We start from the raw sequence: 19,815 nt of genomic DNA, 5'->3' as shown, positions 1-19,815 counted from the left end.
TACGGAGAAGAGCCGGGCGGCCGTGGGACGTTCGGCCGCCCGGCTCCGGGGCCGTCGCCACGGAACCCCCGGTCCGTGACGGCGTGCCCCGCCCCCGTTACGGGGCGCTCAGGCCCAGCGTGTACGCGCCGGAGCCGCTGTACGCGTGGACCAGGTACCGGTAGTAGCCCGCGGAGCCGTAGTAGCTGGTGTCCTCATCGGCCGCCTCGGTGCCGCCGACGGCCACGTCCACCCAGCCCGACCCGTTCCACTTCTGCAGGTAGAGGTCGAAGTCGGCGCCGGCCGGGCCGCGCAGGCAGCCCACGTGGGTACCGGAGGTCGCCGAGTAGTAGTACGAGCCGTCCGGCTGGGCCGCGGTCTGGCCGGAGGTCAGGCTGCCCTGGTAGCTGTACTCGGTGTTGTCACAGCCGGTGGGCGGAGTCGTGGTGCCGACCGACAGCTGGTAGGTGACGGTGTGGGTGGCCGAGCCCGTACCGGTGACGGTGATCGGGTAGGTGCCGTTGGCCGTGCCCGACGCGACCTGCACGGTCATCGTCGACGCGTTGCCGGAGGTCACCGACGCCGGGCTGAAGGAGACCGTGACGCCGCTCGGGGCGCCGCTCGCGGAGAGCTGGACGGTCTGCGCGCTGCCGCCGGTGGTGCTGGTGTTCACGGTGGAGGTGACGGAGGCACCGGCCTGGACCGAGCCCGAGGACGGGTTCAGGGCGAGCGAGAAGTCCGGGGTGGTGGTGCCGCCGCAGTCGGTCTCACCGGACTGGGCGGGGACGCCGATCGCGTTCCAGGCCGCCTTCACCGCGTTGCACTCGACGCTGCCGTAGGTGTTCTTGGCGCTGGTCAGGGTCGCCTTGCGGGCGGCGAGGTGGTTCCAGGAGGAGGTCTTCATCAGCAGGGCGCCCATGAAGACCTTGCCGGCCTTCTGGATGCCGATGCCGGTCACGGAGGACGGACCGCCGGAACATATGGGGCTGTTGGGCTTGCCGCCGCCCGGGTTGGAGCCCTCGGCGAGCAGGTAGAACCAGTGGTTCTGCGGTCCGGCCGCCGCGTGCACCTCGGTGCCCGAGCTCAACTGGGGGTAGCAGTTGGGGTCGTTGCCGACGAGCGAGGGGTTGTACATGTTCCGGATCGGCTTGCCGTCGCCGAAGAAGTTGACCTTCTCGCCGACCGTGTAGTCCGGAGTGTCGTTCGGGTTGTTGGCGTAGTGCTCGGTGAGCGCGCCGAAGATGTCGCCGGTGGACTCGTTGAGCCCGCCGTTCTCGTTGGAGGAGCCGGCGCTGCCCGGGGTCCGGTCGAAGATCTCGTGGCCGTACTCGTGCGCCACGACGTCGATGCCGGTGAGCTGGTTCGAGCCGGTCTGGGCCCGCCCGTAGGTCGTCTTCGTGCCGTCGTAGTACGCGTTGACCTCGGAGAGTCCGGCGCGGGCCGGGACCATGCCGCCCTGGCCGTTCTGGCCGTTGTAGCCGAACCACTCCTTGAGCATGGAGTGTTCCTTCTGCGCCGCGTACATGATGTCGACGCAGGCGGTCACCAGGTCGTTGGCGCCGTTGTTGCCCCAGGGCGAGGAGCCCGTGTACGCGCTGCCGTTCTGCCCGCCGCACTTGAAGCCGCCGCGGCTGGTGTCGGTCATGGAGCTCGCGGCGGTGTCGATGGTGACGTTGCCGTTGTGGTAGCCGCGGCCGTCGGCGTGCAGGATCTTGTCGGTGGCCCGGGCCACCGATCCGGTGCGTGCGTCGACGTAGGTGTCGAGGGAGCTCGGAGTGTCCTGCGCGGTCCGGCCGATGACCAGGGTGTGCCAGGTCAGGACGGCCTTGCCGCCCTTGAGGAGCACGGTCAGTTCGGGGGCGCTCGCGCTCTCCACCGAGGCCAGCTGCTTGCGGGCGGTGGCGAGCGCCGAGGCGGCGGCCACCTTGGCCTTGGTGGAGATCCTGATGGCGGGCGCCGGGGCGCCGGTGACCTCGCGGACCTTGCCGGAGCTGTCGGAGACGACGACGGCGTCGCCGCCGACGACCGGCAGGCCGCGGTAGGTGCGCTCGTACGAGGCGTAGTACAGGCCGTTCGTCCAGGGGGTGACGGACGTCCGGACGAGGTCCTCGTCGGCGCCGTGCCGCAGCTCGTCCAGGCCGCTGGCCGCGGCGCCGTCGGCGGCGGCGAGCGCGAGGGACTTGCCGTGGCCCGGGGGTACGGGCTGCGCCTGCGGGGCCGCGGTGGCGGTGGCGGTACCGGCGAGGGCGGTCGCGAGGCTCGCCGAGAGCGCCAGGGCGGCCACGGCCGCCGTGATTCTGCTGGGGTGCAACGTCTGCTCCGATCGGGGTGGGATCGTGGTGGGGGAGACGGATCGTCGCGCCGAGTATGGGCGTGGACATGACTGGTTCGGGACATCTCATCCGGCATAAGACGCGGGTTATGGTGCGGCCGCGCGGTGCTGCGTACGCTGCTGAAATGCAGCTGGAGTTGAGGCATCTCGAAGCCGTCTGCCGGATAGCGGAAGCGGGCAGTCTGGGACGCGCCGCCGGCCGGCTCGGGGTCTCCCAGCCGGCGCTCTCCGCGCAGCTCCGGCGCATCGAACGGGTCGCGGGCGGGGAGCTGTTCACCCGTGGCCGGCGGGGTGTGGAGCCCACTCCGCTGGGCGAGTTCGTGCTCTCCAAGGCGCGGCTCGTGCTCGGTGAGATGGACGCGCTCGCGGCCGGGGCGCGGGCCGTCGCCCCCGGCTCCCCGCTGCGTCTCGGCTGCATCCTGCTCGTCCTGGTCGACGGGCTGCTCGGGCAGCTGGAGCGGGTGCTGGCGGGTCAGGACATCTCGGTGACCGTGGAGCACTCGGCGACCACACTGACCCGGCGACTCGGCGCGGGACGGTACGACGCCGTGCTGTACGGGGAGGTCAACGAGCACGAGGTGGCCCTGCCGGAGGGCACCACCGCCAGGACCCTGGTCCCCAAGGAGCCCTTCTGCGTGCGCCTGTCCGCCGCGCACCCGCTCGCCGGGAAGGAGCGGATCGCCCTGGCCGAGCTGGCCGGCGAGTCCTGGATGACGCTGGTGGAGGACGACGACGGCGGGCCCGAGGCGCTGGTCGCCGCCTGCGCGAAGGCCGGGTTCACGCCCTCGCTGCGGCACCGGGTCGCCGACCGGAAGATGCACTACGACCTGATCGCCTCGGGCCGGGCGATCTCCATGAGCCAGCCGACGGCCCCGTACGCGGAGGGCACGGTCCTGCGCCCCCTGGAGGGCGACCCGGTCCTGGGGCGGATCCGGCTCGCCTGGAACAAGGCGGCGGTCCCCGCCCGACAGGCGGAGCTGCTGTACCGGGCGGCGGTCCACGCCTATCTGGCGAACGTCGACAACAACGCCTTCTACCGGGAGTGGTGGGACGCGCGGCCGGAGCTGCACCCGGTCCTCGACGCCTGAGACGACGCCGGGGACCGGGTGCGCACACCGGCCGCGAGGACACCGAGGTCCCGCCGGAGTCCTGCGGGGAGATGCCCCCGGTCGCGGTGGCGGGCGGCCCGAGACTCACCCGTGACCTGCGGAAAGATCCACGACGGGGGTTACAGCCGGTTTCGTCGCCACGCGCACAGGATCGTCACCGAACCGACATACCGAGCGGTCGGAAACCCCCTTACGCAAGGGCTATACCCATGAGTAACGTACGCGGACCACCAGCGCCACCCGCCCGGTCCCCGGGGCGGCAAGGAGCAAGATCGATGTCGTACCACCAGCCTTTCCCCGGCCCACCGCCCGTACCCCAGCACCGGAACGCCGGGCGACACCGCCAAGAGGCGGCGTCGCATTCCTGGGAGAGTGGATCGCCGTCCTGGGACACCGATCCACAGGCATCCTGGGACTCGTCCCCGCGAGCGTGGGACTCCTCGCCGCAGGGCTGGGACTCCGCGCAGCAGTCCTGGGACGCGTCCCCGCAGCCGCAACCGCCCGCCGCCACCGACGATCGTGATGATCTGCACCGGCTCGGATCGGCTTACCGCAGGCTCCGCCGTGTCGCCACCTTCACCGCGCTCGGCTACTTCGTCATCTTCCTTCTCCTGTCCGGCTTCGCCCCCTCGATGATGACCAGCAGCATCGCCGGTGGTCTCACCACCGGTCTGGTCCTGGGGCTCCTCCAGCTGCCCGTGGCGCTGGCTGCGATCGCGCTGTACGAGCGGATGGCGCGCAACCACGTCGACCCGCTCGCCGCGGCGATCCGCGAACGCGCCGAGCAGGCGGCAGCCGCGCCCCGGCCGGAACGGCCGAGCCGCTCCGGACGCCCCGTGTGGCAGCAGCCCACCGGAGGTGCGCGCGCATGACCAGCTTCAGCTCCGAGGCCCAGACCATGTCGCTGATGGCCTTCATCGCGGTCATCACCGTCACGCTGCTGCTGTGCGTGATGACCGGCCCCGATCGTGAAGACCTGGGCGATTTCTACACCGGCTACCGCTCGCTCTCCCCCGTGCAGAGCGGCCTCGCGATCGCCGGCGACTACATCTCCGCCGGCACCGTGCTCGGCACCATCGGCATCATCGCGCTCGTCGGCTACGACGGCGTCACGCTCGCCCTGAGCACCGCGCTCTCGCTGGTCCTGATGATGTTCCTGCTCGCCGAACCGCTGCGCAACGCCGGCCGGTTCACGATCGGTGACGTCTTCACCCGGCGCCTCCCCGGCCCCGCCGTGCGGATCACCACGGCCGCGGTCACCCTGATCGCACTGCTGCCGCTGGTGATCTTCCAGCTCGCGGGCGCCGGCGATCTCCTCTCCGTCGTCCTCGGCTTCGACTCCGACGGCTTCAAGACCGGGGCGATCGTGTTCCTGGGCCTGCTGATGATCGCGTACGCGGCGATCGGCGGCATGAAGGGCACCGCCTTCATCCAGATCGTCAAGACCGTCGCCCTGCTCGGCGCGTCCCTCGCGATCGCCGCGCTCATCCTCCACCGCTTCGACTTCAGCCTGCCCTCCCTGCTGGACGCCGCCAAGCGCGGCAGCGGGGCGGGAGACGCCTATCTCGCCTCCGGTCTGCAGTTCGGCGGCAACGAACTCGACATGATCAGCACTCAGTTGACGGTCGTGCTCGGCGCCGCGGTGCTGCCGCAGATCACCATGCGCATGTTCACCGCGCGCAGCGCGGCAGCCGTGCGGCGCTCGATGTCCTGGGCCGTGTCGACCGTCGTCGTGACCTGTGTGCTGATCGCCGTCATCGGCTTCGGCGCGGCGGCGATCGTCGGCCACCAGGGGATCGTCGCCGGCGACCCGCAGGGCAAGACAGCGTTCCTCATGGTCAGCCAGGCCGTCATGGGCACGGACCAGACGACCGTCGAGACACTGCTGTTCACGGCCGTGTCGACAGCCATCTTCCTCACCCTGCTGGCCTCGGTCGCCGGGATCACCCTCGCCTGCGCCAACACCCTGGCGCACGACCTCATCACGCACGGGTTGCGCCGCAAGGCGCAGCTGAAGGGCTCCACGGAGATGGCCATCGCCCGGACCGCCGCGGCGGGCGTCGGGTTCGTGGCGATCGCGGTCGCCGCCGGTGCACGGCATCTGAACCTTCAGGCACTGCTCACCCTGTCGTTCTGCATCGGCGCGTCCGCGGTCGCACCGGCCCTCATCTACAGCCTCTTCTGGCGCCGCTACTCCCGTACGGGACTGCTCTGCACCCTCATCGTGGGCAGTGCCTCCGCGTTCATCCTCATGACCGGCAGCAACCTGGTGTCCGGATCGCCCCAGGCGATCTTCCCGGACGAGGACTTCAACTGGTTCCCGTTCACCACCTCGGGCATCCTCTCGGCCCCGCTGGGCTTCCTCGCGGGCTGGCTCGGCACGGTGCTCCGCGAACGTGACCCGGCCGACCAGCGCATGCGGTACGAAGCGGTGGAGGAGACGATCCTGGCCGGCACACCCGCGGCGAACAGCGCCTCCGCGTCCTGACGCGCACGCCCGACGAAAGGGCGCCCGGCCCGAAGTTCCAGGCCGGGCGCCCTTCGGCTGTCCCGAGGTGCCCAGAGCCTCTCGTCCGGATCTCGCCCGGCTCGCGTGCGCTGGTGCCCGCCCACCGATCCGGCCTGATCCAAACGAAAGACCCTAGTCGTACGAGAGGTCCCCGGCGGAGTAGCGGCAGGTGGTGCCGTCCGCTCCGGTGCCGATCTCCTTGGGCTCCTTGCCGGTGTTGTTGCCGGTGAAGCGGGTGCACGGCTTGATCTTCTTCTTGGTGTCGCCGTGGACGCGGATGTTCCGGAGGGTGGCGGTGTCGCCGTAGTTGGCGTTGACGCCGACGATCGACTTGCCCGGGGTGGTGACGTCGACGTCGTTGATCAGGATCGTGCGCGTGTACTGCTTCTTGCAGTTGCCGCAGGAGCGGACGAGCTTGCCGAAGTCGGAGACCTGGAACCTGGTCACGACCAGCTTGCCCGCGCCGTTGAACTGGAAGACCTTGTCGGACGCGCTCTTCGCGCCGCCGCCGTGGACCGCGTACACCGAGGACGTCGAGGTGCCCTTGAAGGTGGCGGCGTCCTCGCCGACGTTCTCCCACCAGACGTTCTGCAGGGTGCAGCTGCCGAGGCAGTGGACGCCGTCGGCGGCCGGGGAGCCGATGATCACGTTCTTGAGCGTCGCGCCGTCCTTGAGGACGAAGACCGGCTTCTGGCTCTCGTCCTGGCCGTCCGAGCCGAGCTCACCGGTGCCGTAGAAGCGCTGGAGCCTGCCGTCGTAGGTGCCGGAGACCTCGATCGAGGCGGGGACCGGCTTGCTGCCCTTCGCCTGCGGCCAGGCGGGCAGGGCGCTCGCGGCGCCCGCCGGGGCGAGCAGGGTCGTGGTCACGATCGCCGCCCCGGTGACACCGAGGGCGCTCAGGCCGCCGATGATCGCCCGTCGACGGCCTGTCTTCCGCTTGTGTGACGCTGACGTCATGATTCTTCTTCCTTCAGTGGGGGAGGTGGTGCACCTCCTGGTCGCCACCGGAGGAAGGAAGGTTGCCGCGCGAGTGATCATTTTCCCGGGAGTCCTCGTCCCGGTCGCCGCCGCCGGTCTCGCCGCCCAGCTCGCGGGCCATCAGGGTCGCCCCGGCGACGGCTCCCGGCATCAGGAAGACGGCCACGAAGGGCACGATGAAGGCGAGCGTCAGCGGAACGCCGAAGCCGAGGACGGCCATCCGGCGCCCGCGAAGCAGCTGGAGCCGCTCCTTGAGCTCGACGCCCCGGCGCTGGAACGCGACCGCCGTCAGCTCCTCGGCGAGGAAGAAGCCGGAGACGCAGAAGCCGATGACGGGGACGACGGTCTGGCCGACCACCGGGATGAACCCGCAGGCGAAGAGGAGGATGCCGTAGAACGCGACCCGCAGCAGGACCCGCAGGCTGTCGCGGGCCGAGATCCACAGCTCGCGCCAGAGCGGAAGCCCGGACTCGGGCACCTCGCCGCCCTCGCTGCGGTCGACCTCCTCGGAGAGCGACTCGTAGAAGGGCTGGCCGACGAGCAGGGTCACGGCGGTGAAGGTGATGACCGCGAGGAACAGTCCGAGGGCGACGACCAGAGCGGTCAGGGTGCCGCGGAACATCCCGAGCCAGGGAGACGTCCAGTCGTCGGCGAAGGGGGTCGCCCAGGCGACCAGGTCGTCGGCGCCGTAGCCGAGACCGACGAGCGCGCCCACGTAGAGCACGAGGGTCACGAGGCCGGGAAGCAGCCCGAAACCGAACCACCGCCCGTGCTGTCCGACCCACTTCTGGCCCTGTACCAGGTACTTGAAACCCACCCCGAGATCGCGCATGGGGGTCACTTTATCGGTGGGGTCCCGGTCAGCCGCGGGGCGTCCCACCAGGCGTACCGCCGGACGTACGGAAGGAGTCGAGCGCCGCGTCGAGATGGGCGCGGGCCTCGGCCGCCCGGCCCACCGGGGCCGACGCCCACACGTCGTACAGCGTCCCGGCCTGCTCCCAGCAGAGGTCGACGGTGCGCCGGGGGCCCTCGGCGGCGGTGAAGCCGTTCCAGGTGAACTCCCAGCGGGCGGCGGGCAGCCCCTTGTGCCGGGTCTCCCCCACCTCGCTGTCCCGGTATCCCGGGTTGTTGCGCGGGCCGCTCGCGTCGGCGGTGCGCATCGCGCCGATGGCCCCGTCGGCGGGGATCGCCCGGATCCTGATCCCGACCCAGACGGCCCCGTCGGCCGTCGTGTAGAAGACCCGCTCGCCGTCGGTCGAGCGGGTCGCCCCGGTCGGCACGGCCAGGGTGAAGCCGCGCTCGTCGGCGACCGCCGTGTACCCGGCGGGCAGGGGCCCGGCGGCGGGAGCGGTCGTACGGGTGGGGTCGGCGGGCCCGGCCTCCGGCGTCCGGCCGTCGCGGACGGCGAGCAGCACGGCGACCGTCACGGCGGCGACACAGGCGGCGACGACCGCCGCGACGACGGGCAGCGCGAGGGCTCCCCGGCGGCCGGCGGCGGCCTCGCCCGGGGCCGGACCGGCGGCACCGGCCGGGTCCCGTACCGCCGGGGTGTCGAGGCGGGGGGTGTCGAGCCGGGGAACGTCGGGCCGAGGGGTGTCGACCCGGGCAGCGGCAAGCCGGGGGATGTCGACCCGGGGAGCGGCAAGCCGGGGGGTGTCGACCCGGGGAGTGTCGGGCTCGGAAGCGTCGACGGTTTCGCGGTCCAGGCAGGCGGTGAGCAGCCGGCGGGCCTCCGCGGCGTCCAGGCGCCGGTCCGGGTCGCGCTCCAGGAGTCCGTGGACGACCGGCAGGAGGGGGCCGAGGCGCTCGGACGGCCTGATCTCCCCGTACACGACCGCGTGCAGCACGGCCCCGATCGAGTCCCGGCGGAACGGCGAGGTGCCCGTCGCCGCCGCGCACAGCAGCGCGCCGAGCGACCACAGGTCGGCGGCCGGTCCCGCCTCCTCGCCCCGCATGCGTTCCGGCGCGGTGTACTCGGGGGTGCCGACGAAGACTCCGGTGCCGCTGAGGGTGGTGGCGCCGGGGAGGCTGGCGATGCCGAAGTCGGTGAGGACCGCCCGGCCGGTGCCCTTCTCCAGGAGGACGTTGGCGGGCTTCACGTCCCGGTGCAGTACGTCATGTGCGTGGGCCGCGGACAGCGCGTCGAGCAGGGCGAGGCCGAGACGGGCGGTCTCCCGTACGGACAGGACGCCGTCGGGCGCGGCGAGGCGGTCGGCGAGCGACCCTCCGTCGACCAGCTCCATGACCAGGGCGGGGCGGCCGTGGTGCTCGACGACGTCGTGGACGACGATCACATGGGGATGGCGGACACGGGCGACGACCCGGGCCTCCCGGAGGGCGCCCGCCGGGTCCGCGTCCGTGTCGAAGGTGAGGGTCTTGACCGCGACCGGGCGGCCGAGGAGCTCGTCGGTGGCCCGCCGGACGACTCCCGTCCCGCCCTGGCCGAGCCGCTCGCCCAGGCGGTAGCGACCGCCGATCAGCTCCTGGCCGGCCTGCCCCGACCCGTCGTACGCCACCATCGGCTCCCCCTGTCCCCCGGACACCGCCATGATGCCGCAAGCGGTCCCGTACACAGCGAGGACCGCACCCCCGGGAGGGGTGCGGTCCTCGTTCGGTGCTGTCGGTGCAGCGCGCCAGGGCTCAGACGGCGAGCTCGACCGTGATGTTGCCGCGGGTCGCCTTCGAGTACGGGCAGACCTGGTGGGCCTTCTCGATCAGGCTCTTGGCCGTCTCGACGTCCACGTTCGGGATGGTCGCCGAGATCTTGACGATGATGCCGAAGCCGTCGTCGTTCTTGCCGATGCCGACCTCGGCGGTGACCGTCGAGCCGGAGATGTCGGCGTTCTCGTTACGGGCGACGACGCCGAGCGCGCCCTGGAAGCAGGCGCTGTAGCCCGCCGCGAAGAGCTGCTCGGGGTTGGTGCCCGCGCCGGAGCCGCCCATGGCCTTGGGCGGGTTCACGACGACGTCGAGCTGGCCGTCGTCGGTGGCGACACGGCCGTCACGCCCGTTCTCGGCGGTGGCGACGGCGGTGTAGAGGACGTCGGAGTGCTGGATCGACATGCGAGGTACTTCCTTCATGGGTTCGCCGCGACTCGCGCCCACGATCGCGACGGCTGAGGGAAGACTAACGGGTCACCGAGACGATCATCTTTCCGGTGTTGTCGCCGCGGAGCAGTCCGAGGAAGGCGTCCACGCCCTTCTCGATGCCCTCGACGAAGGTCTCCCGGTGCTTGAGCTCGCCGGACGCGAGCCAGCCGCCGACCTCCTGGACGAACTGCTGCTGCAGCCCGTAGTGGTCGCCGACGAGGACGCCCTGGAGGCGCAGGCGCTTGCCGATGATCATCGCCATGTTGCGCGGGCCGGGCACCGGCTCGGTGTCGTTGTACTGGGCGATCATGCCGCAGATGGTGGCGCGGCCGTGCACGTTGAGCGAGGAGATCGCGGCTTCGAGGTGCTCGCCGCCGACGTTGTCGAAGTAGACGTCGATGCCGTCCGGGGCGGCCTCGCGGAGCTGGTCCTTGACGGGGCCGTTCTTGTAGTTGAAGGCGGCGTCGAAGCCGAGCTCCTCGACGAGGAACTTGACCTTCTCGTCGGAGCCGGCCGATCCGATCACTCGGGAGGCGCCCTTGAGGCGTGCCATCTGGCCGACCTGGCTGCCGACGGCCCCGGCGGCGCCGGAGACGAAGACCGCGTCGCCCTCCTTGAAGGAGGCGACGTCGAAGAGGCCGGCGTAGGCGGTGAGCCCGGTCATGCCGAGGACGCCGAGGTAGGCCGAGAGGGGGGCGAGCGCCGGGTCGACCTTGGTGGCGTGCTGGGCCGGGACCTCGGCGTACTCGCGCCAGCCGAGGCCGTGCAGGACGTGGTCGCCGACGGCGAAGCCCTCGGCGTTGGAGGCGATGACCTCGCCGACCGCGCCGCCGTCCATGGGGTGGTCGAGCTTGAACGGCGGGATGTAGGACTTCACGTCGTTCATGCGGCCGCGCATGTAGGGGTCTACGGAGAAGTGCTGGTTGCGCACCAGGATGCGGCCCTCGGCCGGCTCGGTGACCGGGGTCTCGCGCAGGGCGAAGTCCGCGGCGGTGGGCCAGCCGTGCGGCCGGGCGACGAGGTGCCACTCACGGCTGGACGCGGGAAGAACGGACATGAGCACGGCCTCCAGGCAAAATCGGAAAACTCAGGAGAAGCTTCAGATCACAAAAGGTTCACTGACTGAAACAACCATGCGCCTAGATATTTTATGTTGTCAAGTATCTGGGTAGGATGGAGGGCATGGCCACCTCACGCACGGACCCCCTGACCCTCGAAGTCGTCGAGCTGATCGGCACGGTCGTGGCGCGCTACTACGAGGAGTACGAGCAGGCGGCGGCGCAGCACGCGCTGACCGGCGCCCAGGCCCGCGTCCTCGGCCTTCTCTCGCTCGACCCGCTGCCGATGCGGCGCATCGCACAGAAGCTGAAGTGCGAGCCGTCCAACATCACCGGGATCGTGGACCGCCTGGAGGCCCGCGGCCTGGTGGAGCGCCACCCGGACCCGGCGGACCGCCGCGTCAAGCTGGCCGTCCCCACGGAAGCGGGCCGCACCACGGCCCGCGCCCTCCGCGAGTCCCTGGACTTCGCCCGCGAGCCCCTGGGAGAGCTGACCGAGGCCGAGCGCACGCTGCTGCGGGACCTGCTGAAGAGGATGCTGGGCGCCTAGGACCGGTCCGGCCCTGGTGGCCAGGCGGGCGGACCCGGGCAGGCGGATCAGGCGGCCGGGACGGACTCCCGGTCGTCGGAGCCGTCGAAGGGCGGATAGGTCTCCGCGCCCGTGCGCGCCGCCGCGTCGATGTAGACGGCGAGAGCGTCGCGGGAGCGGGCGAGCCGCTCCATCTGGTCGTCGAGGCGCCGCATCCGCGACCGCATCGCGGCCAGCAGCTCGGGGCACCCCGCCAGCTCCGGGACCTCGCCGACCGCACAGGGCAGCAGGTACGCGATGTCCTCGGACGACAGGCCGGCACCGAGCAGGTGCCGGATCTGCTTCACCCGCAGCACGGCGCTCTCGTCGTACTCGCGGTACCCGTTGGCACCGCGCTCCGCCTCAAGGAGGCCCTGGGCCTCGTAGTAACGCAACTGATGAGTGTGGACGCCCGTCCGGCGGCTCAACTCCCCGATCCGCATGGCAACCTCGCTTGACCTTCACACCGGTATCAACGTTCACGATGCTGCCATGACCGACAGAACAGCCGCACCCGTGACAGTCATCGGACTCGGCCTGATGGGCCGGGCCCTCGCCGCCGCCTTCCTCAAGGCCGGACACCCCACCACCGTGTGGAACCGCACCGGTTCCAAGGCCGCCGACCTGGTGGCCGACGGCGCGCACCTGGCGCCGACCATCGGCGACGCGCTCGCCGCGAGCCCCCTGACGATCGTCTGCCTCACCGACTACCGGGCCGTGCGCCAGCTGCTCGGCGCGAGCGACGTCACCCTCGACGGCACGACCCTGATCAACCTGACCTCGGGCGACTCCGCCCAGGCCAGGGAAGCCGCCCGCTGGGCCGAACAGCGCGGCGCCCGCTACCTGGACGGCGCGATCATGGCCGTCCCGCCGGTGATCGGCACCGCCGAGGCGATGATCCTGCACAGCGGGGCGCAGACGGACTTCGAGGCGCACCGGCCCACCCTCGAAGCGCTCGGCACGGTCACCCACCTCGGCGAGGACCACGGTCTCGCGTCCCTGTACGACGTGGCGGGCCTGGCCATGATGTGGAGCGTCCTGAACGCCTGGCTCCAGGGCACGGCCATGCTGAGGACGGCCGGTGTCGACGCGGCGACCTACGCGCCGTTCGCGCGGCAGATGGCCGCCGGAGTGGCCGAATGGCTGCCGGGCTACGCCGAGCAGATCGACAGCGGCTCGTTCCCGGCCGAGGTGGCGGCCCTGGAGACCGACGCGCGGGCGATGGCCCACCTCGTCGAGGAGAGCGAGGCACTGGGCGTCAACGCCGAACTCCCCAAGCTGTTCAAGGCGATGGCCGACCGCGCGATCGCCGCCGGCCACGGCGGGGAGCAGTACCCGGTACTGATCGAGGAGTTCGCCAGGCCCTAGATGCAGAACCAGAGGAACGGGGTGCACGGGCTCGGGGTCGGTGTCGGGGTCGGGGTGGCGCTGGGTGTGGGGGTGGTGGAGGAGGGAGTGGGGCCGGTGGGGCTCGTCGTGGCGGACGGGGACGTGTCGGCCCTCGTGGCGGACGGGGACGCCGTGGGAGTGGAGGGCCGGGTCACCGGGTCGGTGGGCGTCGGGGGGTCCTGAGGGGTGCCTCCGTCGCCGTTGCCCGTACCGGGGCCCGTTCCCGACCCCGTACCGGAGCCCGTGCCGGAACCCGTACCGGACCCTGAACCCGACCCCGAGCCCGAACCGGAACCCGAGCCCGTGCCCTTGCTCGTGTCCGCGCTCACCTGGCGGGCGCGCGTCGGGGTCGCCGAGACAGGGGACGGGGCCCCGCCGTCCGGAAGCGCGGTGGTCTCGACGGGCTCCGGGGGCAGGGGAGACTCCGTGACCTCCTGCTCCTCCACAGCCGTTGCGGCGCCCAGGTCCTCCGGCTCCTCCATGGCGAGCCGCGCCAGGCTCAGCGAACCGGCCGCGATCACCAGGCCGAGGGTGCCGACCAGGACCGTACGGCCCCGGCGGCTCCGCCCTCGTCTGCCCTTGCGGGCGACGACGCGGCCCCGGTCGGCGGACCGGCCCTGCGCGGCGACGCGGGCGGCGCGGCGACCGCCGGGGGCCGGACGGGACGGTTCGAGGACGTCGAGTTCGTAGACGTGCTCGGGCGCGGGCCCGGGCTCCGCCTCCGGCTCCGGTTCCGGCTCCTGCCCGTACTCGGACACGCGGTCGTAGGCGGGTGCCTGGCCGTACGCGGGCGCCTGCCCGTACCCGGGCGCCTGGCCGTACGCGGGTGCCTGGCCGTACCCGGGCGTCTGCCCGTACTCGGGGCCGAGCGCGGCGGGCTCGCCCGAGTGGACCGGCCGGGTCGGCTCGGTCGGCCGGGGTATATGGGGGGTCTCGTACCGCAGTTCCTCGACGGGAGTCCCGCACCCGGCACAGGCGAGGGCCCCGTTGAGATGCCTCCGGCACGCGTGGCAGTAGTCCATGGGGCCCGCAGGCTATGCGGCCCGGTACGGCCACAGGTAGACACGGAAGTGAGGATCCTGTGAGGAAACCGCAGGTGGGCGGCGGTGCGTCGTGATTCTCCCGCTTCGGTACGTCCTGCCGGGCCCGCGCGGCCGGGCCCCGGGCGGCTCATCTCAACGCGCGCCGGGCCCCGTACGGCCGGACGATGCCATCAGGACCGCGAAACGCGAACCGCCTCGCCCGTGCCAGCACCGCACTCCGGAGGATCCGCCGTGACCGTCAGCCTTGAGCAGCTGCGTCGTTGCCATGTCGCCGTCGACCTGGGTGCCGCCCGCACCCGGGTCTTCGTCAAGGGCGCCGGACTCGTCGTCGACGAGCCGAGCGTCGCCGCCGTCAACACCCGTACCGGAGCGCTGATCGCCGTCGGCGCGCTGGCCGAGAAGATGACCGGCCGCACCCCCGACTACATCCGGGTCGTCCGCCCCGTCTCGGGCGGCACGGTCGTGGACATCGAGATGGCGCAGCGCATGCTCCGTCATCTCCTCGGCGAGAAGCTGCGCCGTCAGCTCCGCCGCAAGCCCCGGCTGCGCGCCGCCGCCTGCACCCCGCACGACAGCGACCCGCTCGCCCAGCGCGCCGCCGTGGAGACCCTCGTCGGTCTCGGGGCCCGCCGCGTCGAGCTCGTCGACACGCTGATCGCGGCCGCCGTCGGCTGCGGTCTTCCGGTCGAACAGCCCACCGCCACCATGATCCTGGTGTGCGGGGCGGCGACCACGCAGGTCGCGGTGCTCTCGCTCGGCTCGATCGTCACGGCGGAGCGGATGCCGGTCGGCGGCGACGCCATCGACCACGCCGTCATCCAGCACCTGCGCCACCACCACGAGCTGATGCTGCCGAGCCAGTCGGTACGTCCGCTGCAACTGGCGCTCAGCGGCAACGGCCTGACGCCCCACGGCCCGGCCTGGACCGAGATCCACGGGCGTGACGTCGCCACGGGCCTGGCCCGTTCGGTGACCGTCGACACCGCCGCCGTACGGGAGGCGATCCACACCCCGCTGACGGCCGTCCTCGACGGCATCGGGAAGGTGCTGCGGGACTGCCCGCCGGACCTGGTGGCCGACCTCGCGGACCGCGGGATCATGATGGTCGGCGGCAGCGCCCTGCTGCCCGGGCTCGACCAGATGCTGCGCGAGGCGACCGGCATGCCGGTCCACATCGCCGAACGGCCGGACGTCTGCGCGGTCCTGGGTCTCGGCGCGATGCTGGAGGGCAAGGTCCAGCCGATGGTCCTCGACCCGCTGGCGGTGCGCGACCCGCTGGCCGACGAGGACTGAGTCCCGGCCGGACACAATCCCGCGAAAGCGAACGATTCGTACGACAATGAGACCATGACGATCATGGACGAGGACCGGGGCGAGGGTACGGACGAGGACGTACCCCGCCTGCCCATGCTGCTCGAAGCGGTCCTCAGCGTCGGGTCGGACCTCGAACTCCGCTCCACCCTCCAGCACATCGTGGACTCCGCGACCGAACTGACCGGCGCCCGCTACGGCGCGCTCGGGGTCGTCGACCCAGAGCGCGGCCGCATCACCGAGCTCTTCACCTCCGGCCTGACGGACGAGGAGCGGCTGCGCGTCGGCCGGCTCCCCGACGGCCACACCGGACTGCTCGGCGTCCTCGTCCAGGATCCGCAGCGGCTGCGGCTCGACGACCTGACGGCCGATCCGCGCTCGTCCGGCGTACCGGCGGGACACCCGGAGATGCACACCTTCCTCGGCGTCCCCATCCGGGTCCACGCCGAGGTCTTCGGCAATCTGTACCTCGCCGAGAAGCACCGCGGCACCTTCACCGAGGAGGATCTCTCCCTGCTCCGGGTACTCGCCTCGCAGGCCGGCATCGCCATCGGCAACGCCCGGCTGTACGAGACGGCCCGGCAGCGGGAGCGCTGGATCGAGGGCGCGGCGGCCGTGACCACGGCGCTGCTGACCGGCGCGTCCGCCGAGAACGCCCTGACGACCGTCGCCGAGCGGGCCCGCATCCTCGCCGGCGCCTCGGCGGGCGTGGTCCTCCAGCCCACCACGGAGGGCGGGATGGAGATCGTCGCCGCCTCGACCACGCACGACCCGGGCGATCTGGTCGGTACGACGATCGCGCCCGGCTCCCCCGTGCTCGTCCAGCTGCTCGGCGGGGAGCCGGTGTTCATCGAGGACTCGGCGACGGACCCCCGGATGACCACCCCTGTCCGGTCCCGTTTCGGCCCGTCGATGATGCTGCCGCTGCAGAGCGGCGGGAAGCTCATCGGCACCCTCGCCCTCCCCCGGCGGCGCGGCGACGCCCCGTACACGGCGGTCGACCGGCTCCTCGCCTCGCAGTTCGCCTCGCAGGCGGCGCTCGCGCTGGTCCTCGCGGACGCGCGGCACGACCGGGAGCGGCTCGCGGTGTACGAGGACCGGGACCGGATCGCCCGCGATCTGCACGACCTGGTCGTGCAGCGCCTGTTCGCCACGGAGATGATGCTGGAGTCGACCCGGCGGCGGGCGGTCGACTCCTCCGAGGACAACGCGCTGCTGGGGCGGGCGGTGGACGAGCTGGACTCCACGATCCAGGAGGTCCGTACGACCATCTTCGCGCTCCAGCAGCCCCCGGCGGACGCCCCGACGTCCTTCCGGGGGAAGGTGCTGCGGGAGACCGGCGGGGCGGCGGTCCTGCTCGGCTTCCAACCGTCCGTGCACTTCGCCGGAGCCGTCGACACCCTGATCGACGAGGAGACGGCGGGGAAGGTCCTGGCCGCCCTGCGCGGGGCGCTCGCCGCGGCGCACCGGCGGTCGGGGGTCGGCGCGATCACGGTCGAGGTGTCGGTCGGAGACGAGGGGGCCCGGCTCCGGGTCACGGACGACGGCACTCCGCCGACGACGGTGACCTGGCCGTAAGCGCCTTTACGGGGGCACCCGTACGGGACTTGGTCCGGGACACTCGTACGGAGCAGTCCCGCGCGCCGCGCACCCCGCCCCGATCTTGACTGGAGGCGTGGACACCGAGACCAAGCCCCCGAACGCGGCGGCCTACCGCAACCTGGTGACGGCCACCATCGGCTTCACGCTCACCTTCTGGGCGTGGGACCTGATCGCGCCGCTCGCCAGCTGGTACGGCGACCGGCTCGAACTCAGCTCCTTCGAGCAGTCGCTGCTCGTCGCGGTCCCCGTCCTCGTCGGCTCGCTCGGCCGCATCCCGGCCGGCGCGCTGACCGACCGGTACGGCGCGAAGCTGATGTTCCCGCTGGTCTCGGCGCTGACGATCATCCCCGTGCTGCTGCTCATCGTCGTCAAGGACAACTACGGCCTGCTGCTGGTCGTCGCGTTCCTCCTCGGCCTCGGCGGCACGACGTTCGCCATCGGCATCCCGCTGGTCAACTCCTGGTTCCCGCCCGAGAAGCGCGGTCTGGCGCTCGGCGTGTTCGGCATGGGCATGGGCGGTGTGGCGCTCTCCGGCTACTTCACCCCGCGCATCGCGAAGCACGGCGAGAACCTGCCGTTCATCGTGGTGGCCGTCGCACTCGCGGCGTACGCGGTGCTCGCCACGTTCCTCATCACCGACCGGCCCGACCGGCCCGTGCCCACCGCCTCCCTCGGGACCCGGCTCGCCGCGGCGGGGCGGCTGCGGGTGACGTGGGAGCTGTCGGCGCTGTACGCGATCGGCTTCGGCGGCATCGTCGCGTTCGGCGTCTACCTGCCGACGTATCTGAAGACCTGGTACGAGCTCGATCCGACGGACGCGGGAACCAAGGCGGCCGGTTTCGCCCTGGTGACCGTCGTCTTCCGGCCGATCGGCGGCTGGCTCTCGGACCGGATCCATCCGGCGCTCGTCACGGCCGCCGCGCTCGGCGTGGTGGCGCTCCTCGCGATCGTCCAGGCCTTCGACCCGCCGCTGAACCCGGGCGGCACGATCGCCCTGCTGATCATGGCGGCGGGGCTGGGCACGGCGAGCGGTTCGGTGTTCGCGCTGGTCTCGCAGGTGACCCCGCAGGCGAAGGTCGGCAGTGTGACGGGCATCGTCGGTGCGATGGGCGGGTTGGGCGGGTTCCTGCCGCCGCTGGTGATGGGCGCGATCTACAGCGCGAAGGGGTCGTACTCGATCGGCTTCATGCTGCTGTCGGATCTGGCGCTGGCGGGCTGTGTGTACGCGTGGGGCCGGATGCGCGGAATCCGCCCGGAGGGCGAGAACCCGACGCCGGAGGCGACGAAGGTCACGGCGGGCCGTCCCTGACGGACGGCAGAATGCCTCCCGGAACCCTCGATCTCGACATCGACCCGAGGAGTACGACCGGTGAGTGCGCTCTTCCCCGCCCTTGCGACCCCTTCCCACCGGACCGCGCTGCGCTGCGGCCCGGACACCCTGACGTACGAGGAACTGGCGCGGGCCGCCGGGGCCCTGGCGGCGCGGATCGGGGGCGCCGAGCGGGTCGTCGTCTGGGCCACGCCGACCGCGCAGACGGCCGTCGCCGTCGTCGGGGCCCTGCTCGCCGGCGTGCCCGCCGTACCGCTCAATCCGCGGACGGGCGAGCGCGAGCTGGCGCACATCCTCGACGACAGCAAGCCCACGGCGGTGCTCGCGGGTCCCGAGGACGTGCTGCCCGCCGGGCTCGCCGGACTCCCCCGGATCGACGTCGACACCACGGCGGCCGGCGTGCCGGTCGGGGAATCCGCCGACGCCGAGTCCCCCGCCCTGATCGTCTACACCTCCGGCACGACCGGACCCCCGAAGGGCGTCCTGCTCTCCCGGCGGGCGATCGCCGCCTCGCTCGACGCGCTCGCCGAGGCCTGGTCCTGGACGGCCGACGACGTCCTCGTGCACGCGCTGCCGCTGTTCCACGTGCACGGGCTGATCCTCGGCGTGCTGGGGCCGCTGCGCCGGGGCGGCGAGGTCCGGCACCTGGGCGCGTTCTCGGTGGAGGGCGTGGCGCGGGAGCTGGGCGGCGGCGGCACGATGCTGTTCGGCGTACCGACGATGTACCACCGGCTCGCGGACGCGCTCGCCGAGGACACCGAACTGGTCCGGGCGCTGGCCGGGGCGCGGCTCCTCGTCTCCGGGTCCGCTGCGCTCCCGGTCCACGACCACGAGCGGATCGCGGCGGCGACGGGCCGGACGGTCGTGGAGCGGTACGGGATGACGGAGACGCTCATGAACACCAGCGTCCTGCCGGGCGGGGAACCGCGCCCCGGGACCGTCGGCCCCCCGCTCGCGGGCGTGGACCTGCGGCTCGTCGACGAGGACGGCTCGGTGCTGAAGGAGCTCGACGGGGAGACGGTCGGTGAGGTGCAGGTGCGCGGCCCGAACCTCTTCTCCGGCTACCTCGACCGGCCCGACGCGACGGCGGCGGCCTTCGACGGCGACTGGTTCCGCACCGGCGACGTCGCGGTCCGGGAGGCGGACGGCGCGGTGCGGCTCGTCGGCCGCAAGGCGACCGACCTGATCAAGAGCGGCGGCTACAAGATCGGGGCGGGCGAGATCGAGAACGCGCTCCTCGACCACCCCGGGGTGCGCGAGGCGGCCGTCACCGGTGAGCCCGACCCGGACCTGGGCGAGCGGATCGTGGCCTGGGTGGTGCCGGAGGACAAGGAGAAGCCCCCGACGGCGGAGGAGCTGGCCGACCATGTCGCACGCCTGCTCGCCCCGCACAAGCGGCCCCGGGTGGTGCGCCCTCTCGACGCCCTCCCCCGCAACGACATGGGCAAGGTCCTCAAGAAGGCTTTGAAGGCCGGTGGTTGAACGGAACGGGCCGGGCCCCCTCCCGCGGTGAGCAG

Annotated in this window: 17 protein-coding genes; 9 read left to right on the top strand and 8 right to left on the bottom strand. The window is 72.2% G+C overall.

The features are described from left to right. Positions 1-97: 97 nt before the first annotated feature. Complete coding sequence (locus OG259_RS28320; protein WP_328944820.1) at positions 98-2,290, bottom strand: M4 family metallopeptidase; 2,193 nt, start codon at positions 2,288-2,290, stop codon at positions 98-100. A 146-nt stretch (positions 2,291-2,436) separates the two neighbouring features. Between OG259_RS28320 and OG259_RS28315 the strand changes: the two genes are divergently transcribed. The 3 genes from OG259_RS28315 (at position 2,437) to OG259_RS28305 (ending at position 5,908) form a co-directional block, all read left to right on the top strand. Beyond that, entirely contained in the window at positions 2,437-3,399 is a 963-nt protein-coding gene (locus OG259_RS28315; protein ID WP_328944819.1) for a LysR family transcriptional regulator, read from the top strand. Positions 3,400-3,695: 296 nt separating this feature from the next. Further along, positions 3,696-4,292, top strand: a complete 597-nt coding sequence (locus tag OG259_RS28310) for a DUF485 domain-containing protein (protein WP_328944818.1) — start codon at positions 3,696-3,698, stop codon at positions 4,290-4,292. Continuing rightward, positions 4,289-5,908 carry a sodium/solute symporter gene (locus tag OG259_RS28305; protein WP_328944817.1) on the top strand — a complete coding sequence of 540 codons (1,620 nt, stop codon included), beginning with the start codon at positions 4,289-4,291 and terminating at the stop codon, positions 5,906-5,908. Before OG259_RS28310 ends, OG259_RS28305 begins: the two co-directional genes overlap by 4 nt. A 153-nt stretch (positions 5,909-6,061) precedes the next feature. On the opposite strand, the gene OG259_RS28300 is transcribed toward OG259_RS28305, so the two are convergent. The 5 genes from OG259_RS28300 to OG259_RS28280 all read right to left on the bottom strand — a co-directional run bounded on the left by OG259_RS28300 (position 6,062) and on the right by OG259_RS28280 (position 11,054). Further along, on the bottom strand, positions 6,062-6,886 hold the full coding sequence (locus OG259_RS28300; RefSeq protein ID WP_328944816.1) for a pectate lyase: 825 nt from the start codon (positions 6,884-6,886) through the stop codon (positions 6,062-6,064). A 13-nt stretch (positions 6,887-6,899) separates the two neighbouring features. Then, positions 6,900-7,739: an EI24 domain-containing protein gene (locus OG259_RS28295; RefSeq protein ID WP_328944815.1), complete on the bottom strand. Its 840-nt coding sequence runs from the start codon at positions 7,737-7,739 to the stop codon at positions 6,900-6,902. Between the two features lie 28 nt (positions 7,740-7,767). Continuing rightward, positions 7,768-9,426 carry a serine/threonine-protein kinase gene (locus OG259_RS28290; RefSeq protein WP_328944814.1) on the bottom strand — a complete coding sequence of 553 codons (1,659 nt, stop codon included), beginning with the start codon at positions 9,424-9,426 and terminating at the stop codon, positions 7,768-7,770. 121 nt (positions 9,427-9,547) lie between these two features. Beyond that, a complete protein-coding gene (locus OG259_RS28285) occupies positions 9,548-9,970 on the bottom strand; it encodes an organic hydroperoxide resistance protein (protein WP_266891541.1) in 423 nt (140 codons plus the stop codon). Between the two features lie 64 nt (positions 9,971-10,034). Continuing rightward, complete coding sequence (locus tag OG259_RS28280; protein ID WP_328944813.1) at positions 10,035-11,054, bottom strand: NADP-dependent oxidoreductase; 1,020 nt, start codon at positions 11,052-11,054, stop codon at positions 10,035-10,037. 125 nt (positions 11,055-11,179) lie between these two features. On the opposite strand from OG259_RS28280, the gene OG259_RS28275 reads away from it, so the two are divergent. Beyond that, on the top strand, positions 11,180-11,605 hold the full coding sequence (locus OG259_RS28275; RefSeq protein ID WP_328944812.1) for a MarR family winged helix-turn-helix transcriptional regulator: 426 nt from the start codon (positions 11,180-11,182) through the stop codon (positions 11,603-11,605). A 47-nt stretch (positions 11,606-11,652) separates the two neighbouring features. Here the strand turns inward: OG259_RS28275 and OG259_RS28270 are convergent, their stop codons facing one another. Then, positions 11,653-12,066: a MerR family transcriptional regulator gene (locus tag OG259_RS28270; RefSeq protein ID WP_328944811.1), complete on the bottom strand. Its 414-nt coding sequence runs from the start codon at positions 12,064-12,066 to the stop codon at positions 11,653-11,655. A gap of 49 nt (positions 12,067-12,115) precedes the next feature. Between OG259_RS28270 and OG259_RS28265 the strand changes: the two genes are divergently transcribed. After that, on the top strand, positions 12,116-12,991 hold the full coding sequence (locus OG259_RS28265) for an NAD(P)-dependent oxidoreductase (RefSeq protein WP_328944810.1): 876 nt from the start codon (positions 12,116-12,118) through the stop codon (positions 12,989-12,991). On the opposite strand, the gene OG259_RS28260 is transcribed toward OG259_RS28265, so the two are convergent. Further along, a complete protein-coding gene (locus tag OG259_RS28260) occupies positions 12,988-14,034 on the bottom strand; it encodes an SCO2400 family protein (RefSeq protein WP_328944809.1) in 1,047 nt (348 codons plus the stop codon). The two genes, OG259_RS28265 and OG259_RS28260, sit on opposite strands and share 4 nt — an antisense overlap. A gap of 252 nt (positions 14,035-14,286) precedes the next feature. Between OG259_RS28260 and OG259_RS28255 the strand changes: the two genes are divergently transcribed. From OG259_RS28255 to OG259_RS28240, 4 genes are all read left to right on the top strand, one after another. After that, positions 14,287-15,348: a rod shape-determining protein gene (locus tag OG259_RS28255; RefSeq protein WP_266891552.1), complete on the top strand. Its 1,062-nt coding sequence runs from the start codon at positions 14,287-14,289 to the stop codon at positions 15,346-15,348. A gap of 54 nt (positions 15,349-15,402) precedes the next feature. Then, positions 15,403-16,944, top strand: coding sequence for a GAF domain-containing protein (locus OG259_RS28250; protein WP_328944808.1), 1,542 nt, complete (start codon positions 15,403-15,405; stop codon positions 16,942-16,944). Positions 16,945-17,041: 97 nt separating this feature from the next. Further along, the gene (locus tag OG259_RS28245) at positions 17,042-18,277 is read left to right on the top strand and encodes an MFS transporter (RefSeq protein ID WP_328944807.1); all 1,236 of its coding nucleotides are present in this window, start codon (positions 17,042-17,044) and stop codon (positions 18,275-18,277) included. A gap of 60 nt (positions 18,278-18,337) precedes the next feature. After that, positions 18,338-19,780 (top strand): acyl-CoA synthetase, encoded by a 1,443-nt coding sequence (locus tag OG259_RS28240; protein ID WP_328944806.1) that lies wholly within the window; start codon positions 18,338-18,340, stop codon positions 19,778-19,780. Positions 19,781-19,815 lie beyond the last annotated feature (35 nt).

It is taken from the genome of Streptomyces sp. NBC_00250 (assembly GCF_036192275.1).
GTDB lineage: Bacteria > Actinomycetota > Actinomycetes > Streptomycetales > Streptomycetaceae > Streptomyces.
This window is presented reverse-complemented; position numbering and strand designations above follow the sequence as displayed.